Here is a 22,034-nt window from a genome sequence, read left to right on the forward strand (position 1 = left end):
CCTAGCGCGTCGCGTTGGCCAGCATCTGCGCTTTCACGCACAACTCCGCCGCCTTGAAGGCGTGGGCCTGGGTCATGGCGTTCTCCGTGCGGTGCAGGCAGTCGCGGATCAGCTCGCCAAAGTAGGGGAAGCCGACCTGCCCGGCCACCGGGTAACGGAATTCGCCCTCGCGGTTCACCAGATAGACCACGTCCTGCTCGCCGCGCGTCAGGTCGATATATTTGCGGATCTCGATGTAGCCCTCGGTGCCGAGCAACGTGAGCCGGCCATCGCCCCAGGTCGGCAGGCCATCCGGGGTGAACCAGTCACAGCGGAAGTAGCCGCTCGCGCCATTTTCGCCGCGCAGCATCGCGTCGCCGAAATCCTCAAAGTAGGGGTGCTCAGGGTGGGAGACGTTGCGCGTCTGGGCGGCGATCACGGTGGCGTCGTGGTTGCCGGTGTAGAACAGGAACTGCTCGATCTGGTGGCTGCCGATGTCGCACAGGATGCCGCCAAAGTAGCGGCGGTCGTAGAACCATGCGGGCCGCCCCTGCCCCTCGCGGTGCGGCCCGGTGCCGAGCGTCTGCACCACCTGGCCGATGGCCCCGCGCCGCACCAGCTGGCCAGCGAACACCGCGCTCTCGACATGGAGCCGCTCGCTGTAGTAGACCGCGTATTTACGCCCGGTTTTCGCCACCATCGCCTGCGCGTCGGCCAGCTGCTCCAGCGTGGTGAGCGGGGCCTTGTCGGTGAAGTAGTCCTTGCCCGCCACCATCACCTTCAGCCCCAGCGCACAACGTGCCGAGGGCATCGCCGCGCCCGCCACCAGCCGCACCTCCTCATCCGCCAGCAGCGTCTCTAGGCTGCCAGCCACCCGCACCTGCGGGTAGCGGTGGATAAACGCCGCCACCTTCTCCGGATCCGGGTCGTAGACCCACTTCAGCGTTGCGCCCGCCTATAGCAGGCCGTTGCACATGCCGTAGATGTGGCCGTGGTCGAGCGCGGCGACGGCAAACACAAACTCGCCCGCCTTGACCACCGGCTGCGGTTTGCCGGCTGGCGCATAGTTCATGCCGTCGTTGTTGTTCATGGCGATACTCCTTTGTCCAGGTCTTTTCCTAGGGGAATGGCACCCACCTCGCTGAAGTTGGCGACCGAGGCGGATTTCTCATAAAAGCGCGGCGCCAGGGCGCTGATGCCGCCGGTGCGGTAGAAGGCGTCGTGGCGGCTGATGGGCAGCACCACCACGGTGCGGGTAATGGCCGATTTGTAGATGGCGGTGATCAACGCCAGCGCGCGCTTGCCCTGCTCGCCATCCACCAGCGGCGGCGTGCCTTGCTCAATCGCCGTCAGCAGGTTCTCAATCTGCCCGGTGTGCAGCGTCCAGGTGAGCGGTGGGATCTGCCGGGCCAGCGCCTCCAGTTGCGCCTCGCGCGGGCGATCTGGCTCCGGCAGCGGGAAGCCATTGTCGCCGCTGACGCTGGCGCAGACCGACCACGGCGCGGAGAGGCGCGCCCGCTCGCCCTGAATCACGATTTTCTGCTCCTCGCCGTGGTGCACCACCGAAGCGGTCAGCTGCGCCAGCGCGCCGTTGGGATAGTGGAAGATGGCGGCGCTCAGATCCTCGACCTCCGCATTGTCATGGGCGACGTTGCTCATCATCGCCACCACCTCCTGCGGCTGGCCCAGCATCCACTGGAGCGCGTCGATGTGGTGCACCGCATGGTTGAGCGTGCAGCCGCCGCCCTCCTTTTCCCAGGTGCCGCGCCACCACAGGTCGTAGTAGCAGTGGCCGCGCCACCAGAGCGAATCAACCTGCGCGTGGCAGACCCGGCCGGCCAGCCCACTCTCCAGCGCCGCCTTCAGCCGCCAGAGGGCGTCGGTGAAGCGGTTCTGCGCCACCACCGACAGCACCTTGCCGCTGGCCTGTTGGGCGGCGATCATCGCGTCACACTCCTCCAGCGAGGCGGCCATCGGTTTTTCACACAGCACGTGCTTGCCCGCGTGCAGCGCATCGATGGCGATCTCGGCGTGGACGTAGGGCGGCGTGCAGACATCCACCAGATCGACCCGGATACCGGCGGCAAGCATCTCTGCATGGCTGCTGAAGACCTGTGCCTGCGCCAGCCCATAGCGCTGCTGCTTCTCCTGCGCCTTCTCCGGGTAGATATCCACCAGCGCCACGATGGTGCAGCGCTGCGGAAACTCTAGATAGGCGCGGATATGGTGGTGGGCGATGTTGCCGGTGCCCACGATGGCGACGTATAACATGCGGCCCCCTGTTACCAGCTTCCACGCGCGTCCAGCGTGCGGCTGGCGGCGGGCTTGTCAACGGAAGCGTCGATGCGCTGCTGCAACAGCCGCAGGTAGAGCTGCTCATCCAGCGGCAGCGTCACCCAGTCATCGGTCCAGGTGGAGAGGTGCATGGCGTTGGAGAGCGTCAGGCCGTGGATGCCCTGCAACCCCGGCGCGATCAGCGGCTCGCCGCGCAGCACCGCGGCGCAGAAGTTGGCGGTGATCACCTGATGGTCGCTGCACTCCGGCGCAACCGGGATCGTGACCTCCCAGCACTCCGGCTCGCCAAAGCCCTGCTGCCAGCGGGCATTGAATTCGGTTTCCGACTCGCGCAGCCGCCAGTAGCGCAGCCGCCCCTCCTCGACCACCACCTTGCCGCGATCGCCGACAATCTCCAGCCGGTTGGTGCCGGGCGTCTCCGCCACGGTGGTGATGAAGACGCCGGTGGCACCGTTGGCGTACTCGGCGTAGGCGGTCACCTCATCCTCCACCTCAATCTGCCGGTGCTTGCCGAACTGGCAGAAGGCGCGCAGCCGCACCGGCATTCCCACCAGCCACTGCCAGAGGTCGAGCTGGTGCGGGTCTTGGTTGAGCAGCACGCCGCCGCCCTCGCCGCGCCAGGTGGCGCGCCAGCCGCCAGAGTTGTAGTAGCTCTGCGAGCGATACCAGTTGGTGATGATCCAGGTGGAGCGGCGCAAAGTGCCCAACTCGCCCGAGGCGATCAGATCCTTCACCTTCTGGTAGAGCGGGTTGGGCCGCTGGTTGTACATGATGCCGAACACCACGTCGCTGGCGCGGGCGCAGGCGTTCATCTCCTGCACCTGCGCGGTGTAAACGCCGGCGGGCTTTTCGCACAGGGTGTGGAGGCCGTGGCGCATCGCCATCATCGACAGACCGGGGTGCGCATAGTGCGGCGTGGCGACAATCACCGCGTCAATCAGCCCGCTGGTGATCATCGCCTCCGCATCGTCAAACAGCGGGATGGCGTCGCCGACCAGCTGGCGGATCGCCGGGTGTTTGGCAAGATCGTTATCGCAGACGGCGGCCAGCCGGGCCTCGCTGACCGTCCCGGCCAGTAGGTAGCGGGCGTGGACGGTGCCGATATTGCCGATGCCAATGATGCCGAAGCGAACCTTCTCCATCTCTTCCATAACTCACCTTGATTCCACGTAATGGGGGGATAGCGGCAACATAAGAAAGCGGGCCAGCGAGGACAAACGGAATTTGTGAGAATGCTCGCAGGGTGGAACGGCGGCCCGGCCGGTGGCGTAAATTAGCTTTTAAAATCAGCGAACTGTGGCTGAAAATAGTTGCAGATCTTTATTGCGAGCGAGGTCACACCATGCCAGGCAAGCTGAAAATGGACCAAATTGCCGCCCAGACCGGTTACTCCGTCAGCACCGTGTCACGCGTGCTGGCGGGCAAGTCTTACACCAGCGAACGGGCGCGCGCGGCAATTGTTAACTGCGCGCGCAAGCTGGGGGTATTGGAGGAGTTGGCGAGCGGGCGGCTGCTGATTGATGGGATCGCGGTGTTCGCGCCGGGGCGCACCTTCAACGCCCGTGGCGACATCTTCTACCTTGAGGTGACACGCGGCATCGCCGAGGCGCTGGCCGCGCACAACGTCCACCTCAGCTACTGCGGGCTGGAGGAGCAGCACGCGGACATTGAGCTGTTCCTTAAGAAGGCCGGTAATAAGCGCATCAATGCGGTGATCATCATCGGCACCGACGATGACGCCATCTTCAAGGTGGCGGCCGCGCTCAACAAACCCTGCGTGCTAATCAACACCCATGACCGCGAAATGACGCTGGACGCCGTTGCCCCCGACCACGGCGCGATTGGTTTCAACGCGGCGCGGCATCTGCTGGAGCGCGGCCACCGGCGTCTTCTGACGCTCACCTGCCTGCGCCGTCGCACGCTCTACACCCGGCTGAATGGCATTCAGGCGGCCTACCGCGCCTTCCACCTGCCCTTCGACCCACAGCAGGATCTGATTGTGACCGAGGGCTTTTCCGCCGATGAGGCCGAACAGGCGCTGGAGGCGTGGCTGGCCACCCACCCGCCGGCCCACTGGCCAGAGGCCATTTTCCCCGGCTGCATGACGATGGCCTCCGGCGTGCTGCGGGTGCTGGCGCGGCATGGTCTGCGGGTGCCGGATGACGTCTCGCTGATCACCACCGACTTCTCCTGGCATCTGGAGAACCTGCCGGACGCGCCGCTCACCGGCATGGTGGTGCCCTGCCGCGAACTGGGCGTCGAGGCGGTGCACCTGTTGCAGCATCGCCTCCACCGGCCACAGGCACCGGTGTTCAACCTGCTGTTGCAGGGCAAATTGCTGGAGGCGGGCACGGTCAGGTATGCGACACGCCATGCGGCGCGGATGGCACTGGGGAAATAGCGAACAGGCGGGAAAACAGGGGGAAAAGGGCGCGCCCAGAGCGGGCGCGCCAGTGGGTCAGGTCTCTTTCTCGACCAGCAGGGCTTCCAGCAGGTCAAGGTCATGCAGCAGCTTTTGCAGCGTCTCATTGCTGATGCGCTGGGTGGCGCGCAGGTGGTACAGCTCCGCGCGCTCGGCCCGCAGGGCGTTGAGACGGAAGCGGCGCTCCAGGTTCTCCACCAGCAGCATGTTCTCCAGATTGTCCTTGTCATAGGTGCGGCGGCGCAGGTTGCCGATCACCCGGGCGCTCACCTCGCGCACCGTCTGCTCATCGATGTTCTCCTCGGTGTCGGCGGCGATGCGCTCCTCCATCTTGTGCAGGCTCTCAATCGCCACTTCCGCCGCGACCGAGCGCGCCATCCGCTCCTCCTCCCTGTAGACCGACTTGTCAGCCACCTTGACGCCACGCAGCAGGAACGGCAGCGCGATCACCCCGGCAATCAGCGAGAACAGGATCACCCCGACCGCCAAAAACACCAGCTGGTAGCGCGACGGGAAGGCGGAGCCATCCGGCAGGAACAGCGGGATGGAGAGCACACCGGCCAGCGTGATCGCCCCACGCACCCCGGCGAAGGAGGCGACCCACAGCTCGCGGGTGGTGTAGCTGCCGAACATCAGCGGGCGCTTGGCCAGCAGGCGGTTGCTCAGCTTTTTCATCGACCACAGCCACAGGAAGCGCAGCATCAGCAGCGCGAAGTAGATCAGTGCCACATCCGCGAACAGCTGCCAGTTTGGCACGGTCGGGTCATTCTCCAGCATCAGCAGCGAAGTCTCGAGGATGCCCGGCAGTTGCAGGCCGAGCATCAGGAACACCATGCCGTTGAAGACGAACTCCAGCATCGACCAGACGCCGTTGGCGCGCAGGCGCATCGCCAGCGGCGCGTTGCGGATAATGCCGGACTGGCTGATGGTCATGCCAGCCGCCACTGCCGCCAGAATGCCAGAGACGCCAATGTGCTCCGCCACCAGGTAGGAGGCGAACGGCAGCAGCAGCAGGAACACCGTCTGGGTTGCCGGGTCATCACCGCTCCAGCGGCTCATCACGCGCAGCGACTTGCTGTAGAGCCAGGTAACGGCGACGCCCGCCAGCAGGCCGCCAATCGCCACCTTCAGGAACTCCACCGTCGCCCCGGAGACGGTGAACACCATGGTGCCCATCGCCACCGCAATGGCAAACTTCAGCGACACCAGGCCGGAGGCGTCATTCATCAGCGCCTCGCCCTCCAGCACGCCCATGATCGATTTCGGGATACGCCCCTTGCCAACGATGCCGGAGAGCGCCACCGCATCGGTCGGTGACAGCACCGCCGCCAGCGCGAAGGCCGCCACCAGCGGCACGTTCGGCACCACCAGATGAATCAGGTAGCCGATGCCGACCACTGTCAGCAGCACCAGCATCAGCGCCAGTCCCAGCACCTCGCGGCCGTGGTGCAGGAACTCACGCATCGGCGTTTTCCAGCCATCGGCGAACAGCAGCGGCGGGATAAACAGCACCAAAAACAGTTCCGGGTCAAAGTCGATGTGCAGCCCGAAGTTGGGCCACGCCAGCATCGCGCCAACGGCGATCTGCATCAGGGGAAGGGGGATCTGGAAGGGCAACATCCGGGTGACGACCCCGGAGAGTGACACCACCAGGATCAGGATGAGGATTGTAAAAAAGATTTCCATGCGTTCCTTGGGCTCTTGTCGTTATAACATCAACCGGCCCCACGGGCCGGCACAGGCAAGCGGTGATAGTAGATCAGATTGGAAAAGGTGTTAAACCCGCGTGTGCGCAATGCCGGGATGTGGCGCGGCAAGGAAAATTCGCCGCATAAAAAAGGGGAGCCGTGGCTCCCCTGGATGATTGTGCGGGATCAGATGGCCCAGCCACCGGCATAAAACACCACCAGCGCCACGGCGATCACCACGGTGCCGACGTTCAGCTTGCGCCACTCGCCACTCACCACCCGGCCAATCACCAGCGAGCCGAAGCCCAGCATGATGCCAGTGACGATGTTGCAGGTCAGCACGATAAACACCGCGCACAGCAGGCCCGCCATCGCGTCCACGAAGTCGTTAAAGTCGAGCTTGGTGACGTTGCTCAGCATCAACAGGCCGACATACATCAGCGCCGGTGCGGTGGCGTAGCCCGGCACCAGATAGGAGAGCGGCGAGAGGAACAGCATCAGCAGGAACAGCAGGCCAACCACCGTCGCGGTCAGGCCGGTCTTGCCGCCCGCCGCCGTACCCGCTGCCGATTCAATGTAGACCGCCGCTGGCGAGACACCCACCAGCCCGGCGAAGATGCTGCTCACGGAGTCAGAGGTCAGCGCCTTGCCGCCGCTGATGATCTGGCCGTCGCTGTCCAGCAGGTTGGCCTGCCCGGCCACCGCGCGGATGGTGCCGGTGGCGTCAAACACCGCGGTCATCACCAGCGCCAGCACGCTCGGCAGCACCACCGGTTGCAGCGCGCCCAGAATATCCAGGCTGAAGATGGTGGAGTGGCCGCTGGCGTCGGTCAGCGACGGCATGGCGAACAGCCCCGAATACTTCACCGACGGATCGAAGATCAGCCCAATGATCGACAACACCACAATCACCAGCAGGATGCCGCCCGGCACCCGGCGCTTCTCAAGGCCAATGGTGGCCGCCAGCCCCACCAGCGTCATCAGCACCGGGAAGGAGGTGAAGTCGCCCAACGCCACCGGCAGGCCGGGGGCCGGGTTCTTCACCACCAGACCGACGCCGTTGGCGGCGATCAGCAGCAGGAACAGGCCGATGCCGATGCCAGTGCCGTGCGCCACGCCCATCGGCAGGTTACGCAGGATCCAGGCACGGATGCCGGTGGCAGAGATCAGGGTGAACAGCACGCCCATCAGGAACACCGCGCCCAGCGCCACCGGAATGGTGATCTGCTGGCCGAGCACCAGACTGAAGGCGGTGAAGGCGGTCAGCGAGATGGCACAACCGATCGCCATCGGCAGGTTGGCCCACAGCCCCATCAACAGCGAGCCAATGCCCGCCACCAGACAGGTGCCGACGAACACGGCCGCCGGTGGGAAACCGGCCTGGCCGAGCATCCCCGGCACGACGATCACGGAGTAGACCATCGCCAAAAAGGTGGTCAGCCCGGCGACAATCTCCTGCCGCACGCTGCTGCCGCGCGCACTGATTTTGAAAAATGCATCCAGTGAGCCTGTTGGCTGCACGGAGCCACCCGTCCGGGTGTGATTGCTAGACATATGATGTCCTCTGAATGTGGTCTGGGAGTGTCGGCGCAGGGTGGTTTAGCGCAGTCGTTTCCGTTTCGTGGCATCCCTGGCGCCGCGTTTCCTGAAAAAAGAGAGGCAGAAAACAAGGCAAACGTTTAACTCTGAACCCGCATGACGTTATTAAAATAGGAGATAAATAAAAGGCAAACGATTATCCAGCCAGCTAGCGGGCTTTTTCAACTCCATATCATGACAAAATTTGCCTGATTGCGCATTTAAGCAGCATTCACGCACCCCCTGATGCGTTACCAGCCTGACGTGCCGGAAAAAGCGGCGAAGCCGGAGGGAAACGCTCTGTTTTTGTTGCGCAACAGCAGGTAAGCAAAACGCCGTTTCACTATTTTTGTGATGTGTCTCACAAAAATATTGATCTGGTGAATCGTTATGCATATCCTTTTTGTATGACGCGCACAAAAAATGCGCTCCCACCCTTTTTACTGGAGGCAACGATGAAATCGATGACCCTACCTTCGCGCCAGGACGCCACGTCCGCGCAAGGCAATACGCCACGCCCGACCCTGCGCCGCCAGACCGTGCGTCTGTGCAACCGCCTGTTGCAGTCGCTGGGGCGACACTTTACCCACGCCCCCGCACGCCCCTACTGAGCACCCGCCAGTTCGTATGGCCCGCCCTGCGCCAGCGCACGCTGGTAGGCGGGCCGCGCTTGCGCCCGTTTCAGCCAGTCAGCCAGCGCTGGCGCGCCCTCCAGCCCGCCCCGCGAATTCAGCGCCTCCAGCGGGAAACTCATCTGGATATCCGCCGCGCTGAACTCACGCCCGGCGAACCACGGGTTCTCCTGCAACGCCTTCTCCAAATAGTCGCGGTGAACGGCGATCTGCTTGTCGAACCAGGCCTTCTGCATCCCCTTGCCAATCGCGCCAGCCACTGGCCGCACCAGCAGCGGCACCGGCGGTTTGCCGAGCCGGCTGAAGATCAGTTTCATCAGCAGCAGTGGCATCAGTGAGCCTTCGGCGTAGTGCATCCAGTAGCGGTAGTGCTGGCGGGCAAAGTGGTCGGTAGGTTTCAGCAGCCCCTGCGCGTCGTAGGTCTCCTGCAAATATTCGATGATGGCACCCGATTCCGCCAGCGTCAGGTCGTCGTCGGTCAGCACCGGCGATTTGCCGAGCGGATGCACGCGCTTGAGCGCCTCTGGGGCCAGCATGGTGTGGGAGTCACGCTGGTAACGCTCAATCTGGTAGGGCACCTCCAGCTCCTCCAGCATCCAGAGAATGCGCTGGGAACGGGAGTTGTTCAGGTGGTGGAGGGTGATCATGCGGGCGCTCCTGAGTCATTAACCACAGTAATGATTAACTATAGCTGATTCCCCCAGCTGGCCGGCGCGCGCCCTTGAAATGGCCGCCTTTTTTCCGCCACACGCCCTATTTTCCGCCGGCATTTCCCCCGCCCTGGCCCCCAACGGCCTGTCTGGCGGCAGCCGGGCTTGGCATCGTCACTCACAAAGCCAAATAAACCGACTAATATCATCTAAACTTTGCCTGTTAATGATAAAGATTTTTTTCTTTTTAAAACTTTTAGCCTGCTTAGGAGTGTGGCGTACGCGCCAGTTTAACCATCTGGGAAAAGCCGCTAGAATCGTTAAATAAGCCTTAAATAACACATAATTAATGCTAAACATATTAAGGCGCGCCCTCTAGCCTGCCGCATGACTGTTAAGCCAACATAATCGTTAAGGGCTTTTTACGGCGATCGTCCTGCCGCTTCAACGGCGCCATAACCGGGACGCATTGCCATCAATTCAGGTTCTCTCGGAGAGCACGTTATGCTTGCCAGCAGTTACAACGATGTATTGGTGATGTTCTCTTTCATCGTTGCCATCCTTGCCTCATATACCGCGCTGGACATGGCCGGTCGTGTGGCCACCACTGACAAGCCCGCAGCCCACTGGTGGCTTGGCGGCGGCGCGATTGCGATGGGGATCGGCATCTGGTCGATGCACTTCATCGGCATGTTGGCCTTCAGCCTGCCGGTCGCCATCAGTTACGATCCCACCATCACCGGCCTGTCGATGCTGATTGCCATCGCCTCCTCGGTCTTCGCCCTCTGGCTGGTCACCGATCTGCACCTGCCCATCTCCCGCCTGTTGGTTGGCTCGGTGATCATGGGGGTCGGCATCGCCGGGATGCACTACACCGGCATGGCGGCGATGAACGTGATGCCCGGCATGTCCTATCATTTCGGCTGGGTGGCGCTCTCCATCGTGATTGCGGTGCTCGCCTCCGCCGGCGCGCTCTGGATGTCCTTCCGGCTGCGTACCCAGACCTCCAACGTCAAGCTGCTGCGCGCGCTGGCCGCCATCATCATGGGCATCGCCATTGTCGGGATGCACTACACCGGCATGGCGGCCGCCAACTTCTCCATGACACCGGAGATGATGAGCCACATGCACCGCCACGGCGGCGTAAACACCAACTGGCTGGCGGTGCTGGTGATTGTGGTTACCCTGGCGGTGCTGGCCATCACGCTGGTGGTGTCGGTGCTGGACGCCCGCCTTCAGGCGCGCACCGCAGTGCTGGCGCAGTCGCTGGAGCAGGCCAACCGCGAGCTGACCCAGCTGGCGCTGCATGACAACCTGACCAAGCTGCCAAACCGCCTGCTGCTGGAGGATCGTATCCAGCAGGCGCTGCAAAAGGCGGAGCATGAGGATACCCAGTTCGCGGTGCTGTTCATGGATCTGGATGGCTTCAAGGCGGTGAATGATGCCTATGGCCACCACATCGGCGATCAGCTGCTGATCGCCGTCACCGAGCGCATCCGCGACCGGCTCGGCACCCAGGACACGCTGGCGCGGCTGGGCGGCGATGAGTTTGTGGTGCTGGTGGAGATCAGCGACCCGGCCGATGCCGCCACGCTGGCGGCGCAGCTGGTGATGCTGATTGAGAAGCCGTTCCACGTCTCGCGCTATGAGTTGCTGGTCTCCATCAGTATCGGCATCGCCGTCTACCCGAGCGACGGCACCACCGAGCGCGAACTGATGCTCAACGCCGACGCGGCGATGTACCACACCAAAAACTCCGGCCGCAACGGCCACAGCTTCTTCCAGAAGTCGATGAACACCAATGCGCAGGAGCAGCTGCAACTGATGCACGATCTGCGGCTGGCGATTGAGCATGACGAACTGCGCCTGCAATACCAGCCCAAGTTCACCGCGCCGGATGGCCCGGTGTGCGGCTTTGAGGCGCTGGTGCGCTGGGAGCGCCCGGAGACCGGGATGCTCAGTCCGGCCGTGTTCCTGCCGCTGGCGGAGAAGACCGGCCTGATCCTGCCGATTGGCGAGTGGGTGCTGAACGAGGCGTGCCGCCAGCTGAGCGAGTGGCACCGCCAGGGGCACGAGGAGTGGAGCATCGCCGTCAACCTGTCGGCGTTGCAGTTTGAGCAGCCGGATCTGGTGGAGAAGGTGATCAGCATCATCAAGCGCCACAACATCCCGCCAAGCAAGCTGACGCTGGAGGTGACGGAGACCACCGCGATGCGCAACCCGGATGTCAGCGTGGCCATCCTCGACCAGCTGACCGAGCTGGGGGTGAAGGCGTCGATTGATGACTTCGGCACCGGCTACTCCAGCCTGCTCTACCTGAAACGGCTGCCGGCCAGCGAACTCAAGATTGACCGGGCGTTCATCAACGAACTGACCATCGACAATGAGGATGCCAGCATTGTCTCGGCGATCATCGCGCTGGGGCAGACCCTCAACCTGAAGGTAGTGGCCGAAGGCGTGGAGACGCCGGAGCAGCAGGCGTTCCTTAGCCAGCTCGGCTGCGACGCCCTGCAAGGCTTCCTGCTGGGCCGCCCAATGACGCCCGCCCAGATCGCCGAGCGCATCAGCAGCGACTGGCCCGGCCGCGTCATCCCGGCCACTGAAATTACCGCCCGCGAAGCGGACGCCGCTTCACCATAATCCCCAGCGCCTGTCGGCTCCCGGCAGGCGCACCCTTTTCCCCGCCGATAACCCCCGTTCGCCGCCATTGGCCGCATGTTCACTGCCTTTTCCCCCGCCCTACCCGGCTGCCATCAGAGGATGGTCTATAGTGAAAGGAGTCCCGCATCCGCACTGAGGAGCCAGCATGACCGATGAGAGCAACTTCCCGTTTGAGAATCGCGGCCCCGCGACCGCCACCGGCCACGGCCTGCCCGCCGAGGGGGCTTACCTGCCACCCTCCGAGATTGACAGCGGCAAGGCCGAGGGGGAAAGCGTAACCTTTATCAACTGGAAGGGGGAGGCGGACACGCCGGAGCCTTCGCCGCCCACCTGGCTGCCGCCGGAGCAGCGCGTCGGCATCGCAGTGGTCGGGCTGGGGCGGCTGACGCTCAACCAGATCCTGCCGGCGCTGCACCGCTGCAAGAATGCCCGGCCAGTGGCACTGGTCTCCGGCAAGCCCGACAAGGCGCGCGTCGTGGCGGCGCAGTATGGCATCCCGGAAGAGGCGATTTACCGCTACGACGAGATGCACAAACTGGCTGACAACCCGGAGATTGAGGCGGTCTACATCGTGACGCCCAACGGCCTGCACCGCGACCACGTGCTGGCGGCGGCGCGCGCTGGCAAGCATGTGCTGTGCGAGAAGCCGATGGCCAACACCTCGCAGGAGGCGCAGGAGATGGTGGAGGCCTGCCAGCAGGCTGGCGTGAAGCTCATGATCGCCTACCGCTGCCAGTTTGATGCCTACAACAAAGAGGCGGCGCGGCAGGTGCAATCTGGCGAATTGGGACGCCCGCGGCTGATTGAGGCGACCAACGTACAGTCGATGGGGCCGGATGACCAGTGGCGCTTCAAGGCGGCGCTGGCTGGCGGCGGTGCGCTGCCGGATATCGGCCTCTACTGCCTGAATGGCGTGCGCATGATGCTGGCGGAGAACCCGATTGAGGTGTACGCGCAGGCCATCAACCCGACCGGCGACCCGCGCTATGAGGAGGTGGAGGAGACCATCACCTTCCAGATGCGCTTCCCGTCGGGCGTGGTGGCGCAGTGCTCGTCCAGCTATGGCGCGCACGAGGGCAAGGAGATGACCATCCGGCTGGAGAAGGGTTGGGTGAAGCTGGAGAACGCCTATGCCTACAGCGGCCAGCGCCTGAAAGTGTCGCAACTGAAGGGCGAGGCGGTGTCACAGGAGGAGTTGAAGCTGAGCGCCGGGCCGCAGTTTGCGCTGGAAATTGAACACTTCGCCGACTGCGTGCGCAACGACCGCGCGCCGCGCACGCCCGGCGAGGAGGGGTTGCAGGACCAGATCTTTATCGAGGCCCTCTACCGCTCCGCCCAGGAGGGCCGCCCGGTGACGCTGGAGCGGCGCGATGTGCATGTTACGGCGGCGCAGTCGCCACAGGAGGCATCATGATGAGAGTACGCGCACCCTGGCTGGCTGGCCTGCTGCTCGCCCCGCTGATGGCGCTGGCCGCCCCACCGCCAAGCGGCAACGCAGTGCATGGCGAGCATGGTGGGGCCGCCACCGACGCCCAGCAGGAGTATCAGGCTGGCATGGCTACCATGCATGACAACATGGCGAAAGCCTTCACCTCCAGCGACCCGGACACCGCGTTTATCCAGGGGATGATTGCCCACCATGAGGGGGCGATCGCGATGGCGCGCACCCAGTTGAAGTATGGCCGCAACGCCGAGGCGCGCAAAATGGCCGAAGCGGTGATCAAGGCGCAGCAGGTCGAGATCGTCCAGATGCGCCAGTGGCTCGACAAACAGGCGTCACAAGGGCGCTAACCACCGGGCGCGCCGACCCGCTGGCGCGCCCCTCCCCTACTTGTCCCCCGCCTCCGGCGGCGCGCAGCCCGGCAGCGTCAGGCCGCCCTTGATCAGGCTGTCACGCAGCACGTTGAAGGCTGGCAGCATCGCGCTCTCCTCCACGCAGGCAAAACCGAGCAGCAGCCCCCGCCGTGACTGGCGGCACATGAAGTACTGCGACAGTGGCCGCACCTTCACCCCGCGCCGCAGCGCATGGGCGGCAATCTTCACGTCATCGCACCCCTTCGGCAGCACCAGCACCAGATGCAGCCCGGCATCGTGGTCATACTCATGCAAAAACTCCGGCCCCAGATAGCGCTGGATCAGCGACACCAGATAGGCGCGGCGGCGGCCATAGAGCAGCCGCATCCGGCGGATGTGGGCGGTGTAGTGACCCTCGCGCATGAACTGCGCCAGTGCGGTCTGGATCAGGAAGTGGCCGCCACGGTACAGCTCCGCGCTCGCCAGCTTCATTGCCGAGGCGAGCGGTTTCGGCAACACCATGTAGCCGATGCGCAACGCTGGGTAGAGCGTCTTGCTGAAGGTGCCGAGGTAGATCACCGGCGCATCCGGCTCCAGCCCCTGCAACGCCGGGTAGGGCTGGCCGCTGAAGCGGAACTCGCTGTCGTAGTCATCCTCAATGATCCAGCTCCCTTGCTCCCGCGCCAGCGCCAGCAACTGCTGGCGACGCGGCAGGCTCATCACCGCGCCGAGCGGGTACTGGTGCGACGGCGTGACAAATATCAGCTTGGGCGGCGCGCCCTCCGGCGCGGGCGGCACCAGCCCCTGCCCATCGACCGGCACCGGCTGCAACTCCGCGCCGTTGATGCGCAAGATATTGCGCGCGCCCCAGTAGCCCGGCTCCTCGAACCAGACGCGATCGCCGGGATCGCACAGCATCTTGGCGATCAGGTCGATCCCCTGATGGGTGCCCTCGGTGATCAGGATCTGATCCACGTCGCACTGCACCGATCGCGTGACGCGCAGGTACTCCACCAGCGCCTGTTGCAGCTCATAGCTGCCGCCCTGATGGCTGTAGGTGAGGTGGTGGTGCAGCGGATCGCGGTTGATCTTGCGCTGGATGGAGCTGAACAGCGCGTGCGGGAACTCGCGCACGTCCGGCACGCCCGGCACAAAGGCCCCCCACTGGTGCGGCGAGGCGTTGGCGTAGCCCATCAGGGTGCCGCCGCGCTTCGACAGCCGCGCCTCCTTGGCATAGCGCTCGCTATGGTAGCTCTGGCCAGCGACCGCCGTCAGGTAGCTGTCGGGCAGGATCTCTGCCACCGCTGTGCCGCTGCCGGTCTTGGCCTGCAAGTAGCCCTCCGCCTGCAACTGCTCATAGGCGTAGAGCACGGTATTGCGTGATACCTCCAACTCCCGCGCCAGATCGCGCGTCGCTGGCAGGCGGCTGCCGGGCGGGATGCTGCCATCGGCAATCGCCGTGCGCAGGCACTGGCAGACGCGCAGCCGCAGCTGCCCGCCGGTGGTCTGCTGCAAACGCTGTAAAAGCAGATCTGCGTGTAAAGAACGCAATTGGCTCCCTCCGTTTTCCTAAAGTGGCTCTCGCCTGATGTTAATAGAGACTGTTAATAATTAACAATATCGACGGCCGTTATTTAAACGGCATAGCCTGTACCTGGAGAACACCATGAAACATCAGCAACTTAACCAACGCAAAAATGCCGCCACCCCGCGTGGCGTGGGCGTTATGTGTAACTGGTTTGTGAACCGCGCCGAGAACGCCACCCTGTGGGACGAAGAGGGCAACAGCTGGATCGATTTCGCCGCGGGCATTGCCGTGCTGAACACCGGCCACCGCCACCCGAAGATCGTGGCCGCCGTGGAGAAGCAGCTTCAGGCCTTCACCCACACCGCCTATCAGGTGGTGCCCTATGAGAGCTACGTCGCGCTGGCTGAACGCATCAACGATCTGGCGCCGATTGAGGGGCCAGCCAAGACCACCTTCTTCACCACCGGTGCCGAGGCGGTAGAGAACGCGGTGAAGATTGCCCGCGCCCACACTGGCCGCTCCGGCGTCATCACCTTCACCGCCGCCTTCCACGGCCGCACCCTGATGACGATGGCAATGACCGGCAAAGTGGCCCCCTACAAACGTGACTTCGGCCCGATGCCAGCCTCCGTGTTCCACGCCCGCTACCCGAGCGAGCAGCACGGCGTCAGCGTTGACGACGCGATGGCGAGCATCGATCAGCTCTTTAGCTGTGACATCGCGCCGGAGCAGGTGGCCGCGATTGTGCTGGAACCGATTCAGGGTGAAGGCGGTTTCCGCCCTGCCCCGACCGAGTTCATGACCCGCCTGCGCGCCCTGTGCGACCAGCACGGCATCCTAATGATCGCTGACGAGGTGCAGAGCGGCTTCGCCCGCACCGGCAAGCTGTTCGCCATGGAGCACCACCCGCAGGTGAAGGCAGATTTGATCACCATGGCGAAGAGTCTGGCGGGCGGCCTGCCGCTCTCCGGCGTCTGTGGCCGTGCCGAGGTGATGGACGCCCCAGCCCCCGGCGGGCTGGGCGGCACCTACGCTGGTCACCCGCTGGCGATCGCCTCCGCCCATGCGGTGCTGGACGTGATTCAGGAGGAGAAGCTGTGCGAGCGTGCCGAGCACCTCGGCCAGCACCTGCGTGAGGTGCTGCACCTTGCCAAGGCGCGCAACCCGGCGATCGCGGACATCCGTGGCGTGGGGTCGATGATCGCGGTGGAGTTCTGCGATCCGCAGAGCGGCACGCCGGAGAAGGCGCTGTGTGCCGCCATCCAGCAACGCGCGATGGAAGCCGGTCTGCTGCTGCTTACCTGCGGCCAGCACGGCAACGTCATCCGCTTCCTCTACCCGCTGACCATCCCGGACGCCCAGTTCCAGCAGGCGATGGAGATCCTCAGCCACGTACTGACCGCTGAGTGAGGGCCGCCATGAACACCTTATCCCCCCTGCTCGACCACCCGCTGGTGCGCCAGCCGGAAGCGGGCCAGCCAGTTCCGGCTGGCTTTATTGAAGTGACCGACCCGTCGCGCGGCGAGGTGCTGGCGTGGGTCAAACAGCTCGACGCCGCCGACGTTGAGGAGGCGATCCAGCGGGCGCAGCGCGCTCAGCAGAGCTGGAAGCAGCAGACCGCCCAGACGCGCGCCGACATCCTGCTCAACTGGTATCAGGCGATTCTGGCCGAGCGCGAGGCGCTGGCCAACATCCTGACCGCCGAACAGGGCAAGCCGCTGGCCGAGGCGCGCGGCGAGATTGGCTACGCCGCCTCCTTTATCCGCTGGTTCGCCGAAGAGGCGCGCCGCGTGGAGGGCGACGTGCTCACCCCGCCGCAGGCACACCAACGCCTGCTGGTGCTGAAGCAGCCAGTGGGCGTCTGTGCCGCCATCACGCCGTGGAACTTCCCGGCGGCGATGATCACCCGCAAAGCCGCGCCAGCACTGGCCGCAGGCTGCGCGATGATCGTCAAGCCCGCCGAGCAGACGCCGCTGACCGCCTTCGCGCTGGAGAATCTGGCGCGCCGCGCCGGGCTGCCGGATGACCTGCTGATCCATGTGCTCGGCGACGCGGTGGCGGTCGGCAAGACCCTGTGCGCCAGCCCGGTGATCCGCAAGCTGAGCTTCACCGGCTCGACCGAGGTGGGCCGCCTGCTGATGGCGCAGTGCGCGCCGACGGTGAAAAAGCTGTCGCTGGAGCTGGGCGGCAACGCGCCGTTCCTGGTGTTCGATGACGCCGATCCGGCGGCGGCGGTGCAGGGCATCATGGCCAGCAAGTTCCGCAACAGCGGCCAGACCTGCGTCTGCGCCAACCGCATCTACGTGCAGCGCGGCATCTACCCGGAGATCGTGCGCCACCTGACCACCGCCGTCGCGCAGTTGAAGGTCGGCGATGGCCGTGACGCCGAGAGCAGCCAGGGGCCGCTGATTGATGAGGCGGCGGTCGCCAAGGTGCAGCTGCACATTGATGACGCCTGCCAGCAGGGAGCCGAGGTGGTGAGCGGCGGCCAGCCGCACGCGCTGGGCGGCACTTTCTTCCAGCCGACCATCCTGACCGGCGTCACGCCGTCGATGCGTGTCGCCCATGAGGAGACCTTCGGCCCGCTGGCGGCGCTGATCCCGTTCGATACCGAGGAGGAGGCGATCCGCTACGCCAACGACAGCGAGTTCGGGCTGGCCGCCTACTTCTACACCCGTGACGCCAGCCGCCAGTGGCGCGTCAGCGAGGCGCTGGAGAGCGGCATGGTCGGCGTCAACACCGGTGCCATCTCCAACGAGGTCGCGCCCTTCGGCGGCGTGAAGCAGTCCGGGCTGGGGCGTGAAGGCTCGCGCTACGGGCTGGATGAGTACCTCGAGATGAAGTACCTCTGCTTTGACATCAGCCAGTAAGGCTGGGGCCGGGGCCACGCGCCCCGGCCACTCTGGCCGCCGCCACGGCGGGCTATCACCCATTCACCATCACGACATTTTCCTGTTTGCGCCACCGGCACCAACAGGAAAGTAAGGGACATCTATGAGTAAGACAGCCACAGCCAGTGACCTGAACACCAACTTACGCGCCCGGCACATCACCATGCTCTCCATCGGCGGCGTCATCGGCGCCGGGTTGTTCGTCGGCTCCGGCAGCGCCGTTGCCCTCGCCGGCCCGGCCTCCATCATCTCCTATGCCATCGCCGGCCTGCTGGTGGTGCTGATCATGCGGATGCTCGGCGAGATGGCCGCCGCCTCGCCAGACAGCGGCTCCTTCTCCACCTACGCCGACCGCGCCATTGGCAAGTGGGCCGGCTATACCATCGGCTGGCTCTACTGGTGGTTCTGGGTGCTGGTGATCCCGCTGGAGGCGAACGTCGCCGCCAGCATCCTGCACGGCTGGTTTGAGAGCGTGCCGGTGTGGACCTTCTCCCTGTTCATCACCCTTGCCCTAACCGGCAGCAACCTGTTGAACGTCAAGAACTATGGCGAGTTTGAGTTCTGGCTGGCGCTGACCAAGGTGATCGCCATCCTGGCCTTCATCGTGATTGGCTGCATGGCGCTGACCGGCGTGATCCCCTCCGCCGAGAACGCTGGCCTCTCGCTGATGTGGAGCCAGGGCGGCTTTATGCCGCACGGCATCGGCTCCGTTCTGGCCGCGGTGCTGATCACCATGTTCTCCTTTATGGGCACCGAGATTGTCACCATCGCCGCCGCCGAGACCTCCTCCCCGGCGGAGCACGTGGTGCGCGCCACTCGGTCGGTGATTGGCCGCATTTCGGTCTTCTACCTCGGGTCGATCTTCATGGTGATCACACTGGTGCCGTGGAACAGCCACGGACTGACCACCCTCGGCTCCTACCAGACGGTGCTGGAGTCGCTGCACATCCCTTACGCCAAGCTGATCATGGACTGCGTGATCCTGCTGGCGGTGACCAGCTGCCTCAACTCGGCGCTCTACACCGCCTCACGGATGCTTTTCTCCCTGAGCAAGCGCGGCGACGCCCCGGCGCTGGCGCGCAAGACCAACCGGGTGAAGACCCCCTACGTGGCCGTGATGCTCTCCACCATTGCCGCCTTTCTGACGGTGATTGCCAACTACTACGCGCCGAAGAACGTGTTTGACTTCCTGATCGCCAGCACGGGCAGCGTGGCCCTGCTGGTTTATCTGGTGATTGCCATCTCCCAGCTGCGGATGCGCACCAAGATGCGTCACGATCAGATGCCGATCCGCATGTGGGGCTACCCTTGGATCACGCTGGCGGTGATCGCCTTCATCGTGGTGATGCTGGCCTGTATGCTGTTTATGCCCGACCAGCGCGGCCAGGTGCTCGCCACCCTGATCCTCGCCGCCGCCGTGGTGCTCAGCTCCTTCTGGGTGCACCGCAAAAAACGCGACCAGCGCGCCCCCGCCGGGCAACTGGAGAAGATCGTCGGGTAACGCCCACAACATAAAAAAGCCCCGACAGGGGCTTTTTTATTGGCGGCATTTTCAATGTTAATTCAAAAGATATAAATCAGTGCAGCCTGTCGTGTGAGCGCGCCTATGTCAGGCGCTTAAACCAATATAACAGCCCTCTCTCCCGCAGTTATAAGGCAGAGTGCCTGCTGCCGGTTTACTTAAACACCGAACCGCCATCTGCGCGGCTGACCAGCGTCCAGCACGCCCGCAGGGCGCTGTTCTCTTTGTCGCGGATTGGGGGCAAGGATTCCCCCGCTGCCAGCATGGCATGTTGCATCTCATTGCCGGTAAAGGTGGACCACTGCCCGGCATGGCTCGCGGCCTCACCCGTCCAGGCGGTGATATACTCTCTACCTCGGCTCAGATAGTCAGCCTCCCGCGCTGGCCAGTTATATAACTCCTCCGGCGTGCACTTGGGGAAAAAGCCGCCCGGCGGCACGTCGAGGTACTCCCCCTCCACCCGACGGATCAGCGTCCAGCCCGTTTCGGCCCAGCAGGTTTCTTTCCAGGCATATTCACGCTCTCCAGTGTCTTCATCCACCCAGTCACTGCGTCTTACACCCTGACGTGCCACAATCGGCCTACTTTTTTCCAGACCCGGATAGAGTAGCCTCGCGGGCGCAAACGCCACATCCGGAAGATAAATGCCCGTCACCGGCGGAATACCGCCCTTCTCCATCCGCACATTGTTGTCCAGCACATAACGGGGAATCCGTTTGGGTAAGTCTGACAACTTGTATAACCGCCCCTGTAAATAGGTCAGGTCTCCTTCACACCACATGCCACTCACCGTCCAAGTTAACGCATCGTCCAGCTGGCTGGCTCGGGTCCGGGCACGGCCAATGCGCATCAGCTCCTCCTCGGTCATCCAGCCATTCCAGAACTCCCGGATACCGCGGATGTTCCCGCTCATCGTGTGCCCAATCTTAAAGGCTTTGGGGTCATGGTGGGTGCGCAGAATATAGGCCTGAATATAGCGGTCCACGTCCGGGCGGATATTGGGCAGCACCCGGGTGCCCCACACCACGTCGCCCTGTTTCCACAGCGGATCTTTGCGGCTGCGCAGCGGCAGTTCCTGCTGGTAGCGCGCATAGGCCGCCTCATGGGCATTGACCCACTCGATAATCGCGTCACGCGTCAGGGCAAAGTGCTCAGGTGAGCTGAACTGCTCCAGTAGATAACACTCCAGCGGGTGAAGTATCGCCATCTTACGGCTCCTTTTATTCATTCCATTTATGGATGGTTTCCAGATACGGCAAACCCAGGTAGGGGTAACGGTAGGCACGGACAGGGCAGATGCCCTGTCCAAGAGTCAGAAGGCAAGGGTGGCCGGTTTACTTAAATACCGAACCGCCATCTGCGCGGCTGACCAGCGTCCAGCACGCCCGCAGGGCGCTGTTCCCTTTGTCGCGGATTGGGGGCAAGGATTCCCCCGCTGCCAGCATGGCATGTTGCATCTCATTGCCGGTAAAGGTGGACCACTGCCCGGCATGGCTCGCGGCCTCACCCGTCCAGGCGGTGATATACTCTCTACCTCGGCTCAGATAGTCAGCCTCCCGCGCTGGCCAGTTATATAACTCCTCCGGCGTGCACTTGGGGAAAAAGCCGCCCGGCGGCACGTCGAGGTACTCCCCCTCTACCCGGCGGATCAGCGTCCAGCCCGTCTCGGCCCAACAGGTTTCTTCCCAGTTATAATCGCGTGCTCCGGTGTCCTCATCTACCCAGTCACTGCGCCTTACACCCTGACGCGCCACAATCGGCCTGCCTTTTTCCAGACCCGGATAGAGTAGCCTCGCGGGCGCAAGCGCCACGTCCGGTAGATAAATGCCGGTCACCGGCGGGATGCCGCCCTTCTCCATCCGCACATTGTTGTCCAGCACATAACGGGGAATACGTTTGGGTAAATCAGAAAGTTGGTATAAATCCCCCTGAAAATAGGTTAGATCCCCCTCACGCCACGTGCCATCCACAGTCTTGGTCAACGCATTGTCCAATTGGCTGGCCCGATACTCGGCACGGCCAAGGCGCATCAGCTCCCCCTCGGTCATCCAGCCATCCCAGAACTCCCGGATACCCCGGATGTTCCCGCTCATCGTGTGTCCGACTTTAAAAAAAGCTTCCGGATCATGGTGGATGCGCAGAATATAAGCCTGAATATAGCGGTCCACGTCCGGGCGGATATTGGGCAGCACGCGGGTACCCCACACCACGTCGCCCTGTTTCCACAGCGGATCTTTGCGGCTGCGCAGCGGCAGTTCCTGCTGGTAGCGCGCATAGGCCGCCTCATGGGCATTGACCCACTCGCTAATCGCATCACGCGTCAGGGCAAAGTGCTCAGGTGAGCTGAACTGCTCCAGTAGATAACACTCCAGCGGGTGAAGTATCGCCATCTTA

General features: G+C 63.8%; 16 protein-coding genes and 1 pseudogene. 8 read left to right on the forward strand and 9 right to left on the reverse strand.

All coding sequences use genetic code 11. The features are described 5' to 3' along the window. Position 1 precedes the first annotated feature (1 nt). From ACK3SD_RS15870 to ACK3SD_RS15880, 3 genes and pseudogenes are all read right to left on the reverse strand, one after another. A pseudogene (locus tag ACK3SD_RS15870) lies at positions 2–1,069 on the reverse strand (Gfo/Idh/MocA family protein). Then, positions 1,066–2,250: a Gfo/Idh/MocA family protein gene (locus ACK3SD_RS15875; RefSeq protein WP_481126113.1), complete on the reverse strand. Its 1,185-nt coding sequence runs from the start codon at positions 2,248–2,250 to the stop codon at positions 1,066–1,068. Before ACK3SD_RS15875 ends, ACK3SD_RS15870 begins: the two are co-directional and overlap by 4 nt. A gap of 11 nt (positions 2,251–2,261) precedes the next feature. Next, the gene (locus ACK3SD_RS15880) at positions 2,262–3,416 is read right to left on the reverse strand and encodes a Gfo/Idh/MocA family protein (protein ID WP_481127571.1); all 1,155 of its coding nucleotides are present in this window, start codon (positions 3,414–3,416) and stop codon (positions 2,262–2,264) included. Positions 3,417–3,616: 200 nt separating this feature from the next. On the opposite strand from ACK3SD_RS15880, the gene ACK3SD_RS15885 reads away from it, so the two are divergent. After that, on the forward strand, positions 3,617–4,675 hold the full coding sequence (locus ACK3SD_RS15885; RefSeq protein ID WP_481126114.1) for a LacI family DNA-binding transcriptional regulator: 1,059 nt from the start codon (positions 3,617–3,619) through the stop codon (positions 4,673–4,675). A gap of 57 nt (positions 4,676–4,732) precedes the next feature. Here the strand turns inward: ACK3SD_RS15885 and ACK3SD_RS15890 are convergent, their stop codons facing one another. Beyond that, entirely contained in the window at positions 4,733–6,382 is a 1,650-nt protein-coding gene (locus tag ACK3SD_RS15890; RefSeq protein WP_137764515.1) for a Na+/H+ antiporter, read from the reverse strand. A 188-nt stretch (positions 6,383–6,570) separates the two neighbouring features. Beyond that, positions 6,571–7,938 (reverse strand): NCS2 family permease, encoded by a 1,368-nt coding sequence (locus ACK3SD_RS15895; protein WP_481126115.1) that lies wholly within the window; start codon positions 7,936–7,938, stop codon positions 6,571–6,573. Positions 7,939–8,417: 479 nt separating this feature from the next. On the opposite strand from ACK3SD_RS15895, the gene ACK3SD_RS15900 reads away from it, so the two are divergent. Beyond that, positions 8,418–8,573, forward strand: coding sequence for a hypothetical protein (locus ACK3SD_RS15900; RefSeq protein WP_481126116.1), 156 nt, complete (start codon positions 8,418–8,420; stop codon positions 8,571–8,573). On the opposite strand, the gene ACK3SD_RS15905 is transcribed toward ACK3SD_RS15900, so the two are convergent. Continuing rightward, positions 8,567–9,241 (reverse strand): glutathione S-transferase family protein, encoded by a 675-nt coding sequence (locus tag ACK3SD_RS15905; protein ID WP_481126117.1) that lies wholly within the window; start codon positions 9,239–9,241, stop codon positions 8,567–8,569. The genes ACK3SD_RS15900 and ACK3SD_RS15905 overlap by 7 nt on opposite strands. Positions 9,242–9,748: 507 nt before the next feature. Between ACK3SD_RS15905 and ACK3SD_RS15910 the strand changes: the two genes are divergently transcribed. The 3 genes from ACK3SD_RS15910 to copM all read left to right on the forward strand — a co-directional run bounded on the left by ACK3SD_RS15910 (position 9,749) and on the right by copM (position 13,696). Further along, positions 9,749–11,884: a putative bifunctional diguanylate cyclase/phosphodiesterase gene (locus tag ACK3SD_RS15910; protein WP_481126118.1), complete on the forward strand. Its 2,136-nt coding sequence runs from the start codon at positions 9,749–9,751 to the stop codon at positions 11,882–11,884. A 166-nt stretch (positions 11,885–12,050) separates the two neighbouring features. Further along, the gene (locus ACK3SD_RS15915; RefSeq protein ID WP_481126119.1) at positions 12,051–13,319 is read left to right on the forward strand and encodes a Gfo/Idh/MocA family protein; all 1,269 of its coding nucleotides are present in this window, start codon (positions 12,051–12,053) and stop codon (positions 13,317–13,319) included. After that, the gene (gene copM / locus ACK3SD_RS15920) at positions 13,316–13,696 is read left to right on the forward strand and encodes a CopM family metallochaperone (RefSeq protein WP_481126120.1); all 381 of its coding nucleotides are present in this window, start codon (positions 13,316–13,318) and stop codon (positions 13,694–13,696) included. The genes ACK3SD_RS15915 and copM overlap by 4 nt, the downstream gene beginning before the upstream one ends. Before the next feature lie 36 nt (positions 13,697–13,732). On the opposite strand, the gene pdxR is transcribed toward copM, so the two are convergent. Beyond that, positions 13,733–15,250, reverse strand: coding sequence for a MocR-like pyridoxine biosynthesis transcription factor PdxR (gene pdxR, locus ACK3SD_RS15925; RefSeq protein WP_481126121.1), 1,518 nt, complete (start codon positions 15,248–15,250; stop codon positions 13,733–13,735). A gap of 115 nt (positions 15,251–15,365) precedes the next feature. Between pdxR and ACK3SD_RS15930 the strand changes: the two genes are divergently transcribed. From ACK3SD_RS15930 to gabP, 3 genes are all read left to right on the forward strand, one after another. Further along, positions 15,366–16,637: a 4-aminobutyrate--2-oxoglutarate transaminase gene (locus tag ACK3SD_RS15930; protein WP_481126122.1), complete on the forward strand. Its 1,272-nt coding sequence runs from the start codon at positions 15,366–15,368 to the stop codon at positions 16,635–16,637. Positions 16,638–16,645: 8 nt separating this feature from the next. Next, positions 16,646–18,097: an NAD-dependent succinate-semialdehyde dehydrogenase gene (locus ACK3SD_RS15935; protein WP_481126123.1), complete on the forward strand. Its 1,452-nt coding sequence runs from the start codon at positions 16,646–16,648 to the stop codon at positions 18,095–18,097. A gap of 124 nt (positions 18,098–18,221) precedes the next feature. Continuing rightward, entirely contained in the window at positions 18,222–19,619 is a 1,398-nt protein-coding gene (gabP, locus tag ACK3SD_RS15940) for a GABA permease (RefSeq protein ID WP_481126124.1), read from the forward strand. Between the two features lie 175 nt (positions 19,620–19,794). Here the strand turns inward: gabP and ACK3SD_RS15945 are convergent, their stop codons facing one another. Next, positions 19,795–20,847, reverse strand: coding sequence for a type VI secretion protein ImpA (locus ACK3SD_RS15945; protein ID WP_481126125.1), 1,053 nt, complete (start codon positions 20,845–20,847; stop codon positions 19,795–19,797). 127 nt (positions 20,848–20,974) lie between these two features. Beyond that, positions 20,975–22,030, reverse strand: a complete 1,056-nt coding sequence (locus tag ACK3SD_RS15950) for a type VI secretion protein ImpA (protein ID WP_481126126.1) — start codon at positions 22,028–22,030, stop codon at positions 20,975–20,977. Between the last annotated feature and the right edge of the window lie 4 nt (positions 22,031–22,034).

This window comes from Chimaeribacter sp. YP20170169, from assembly GCF_056739715.1.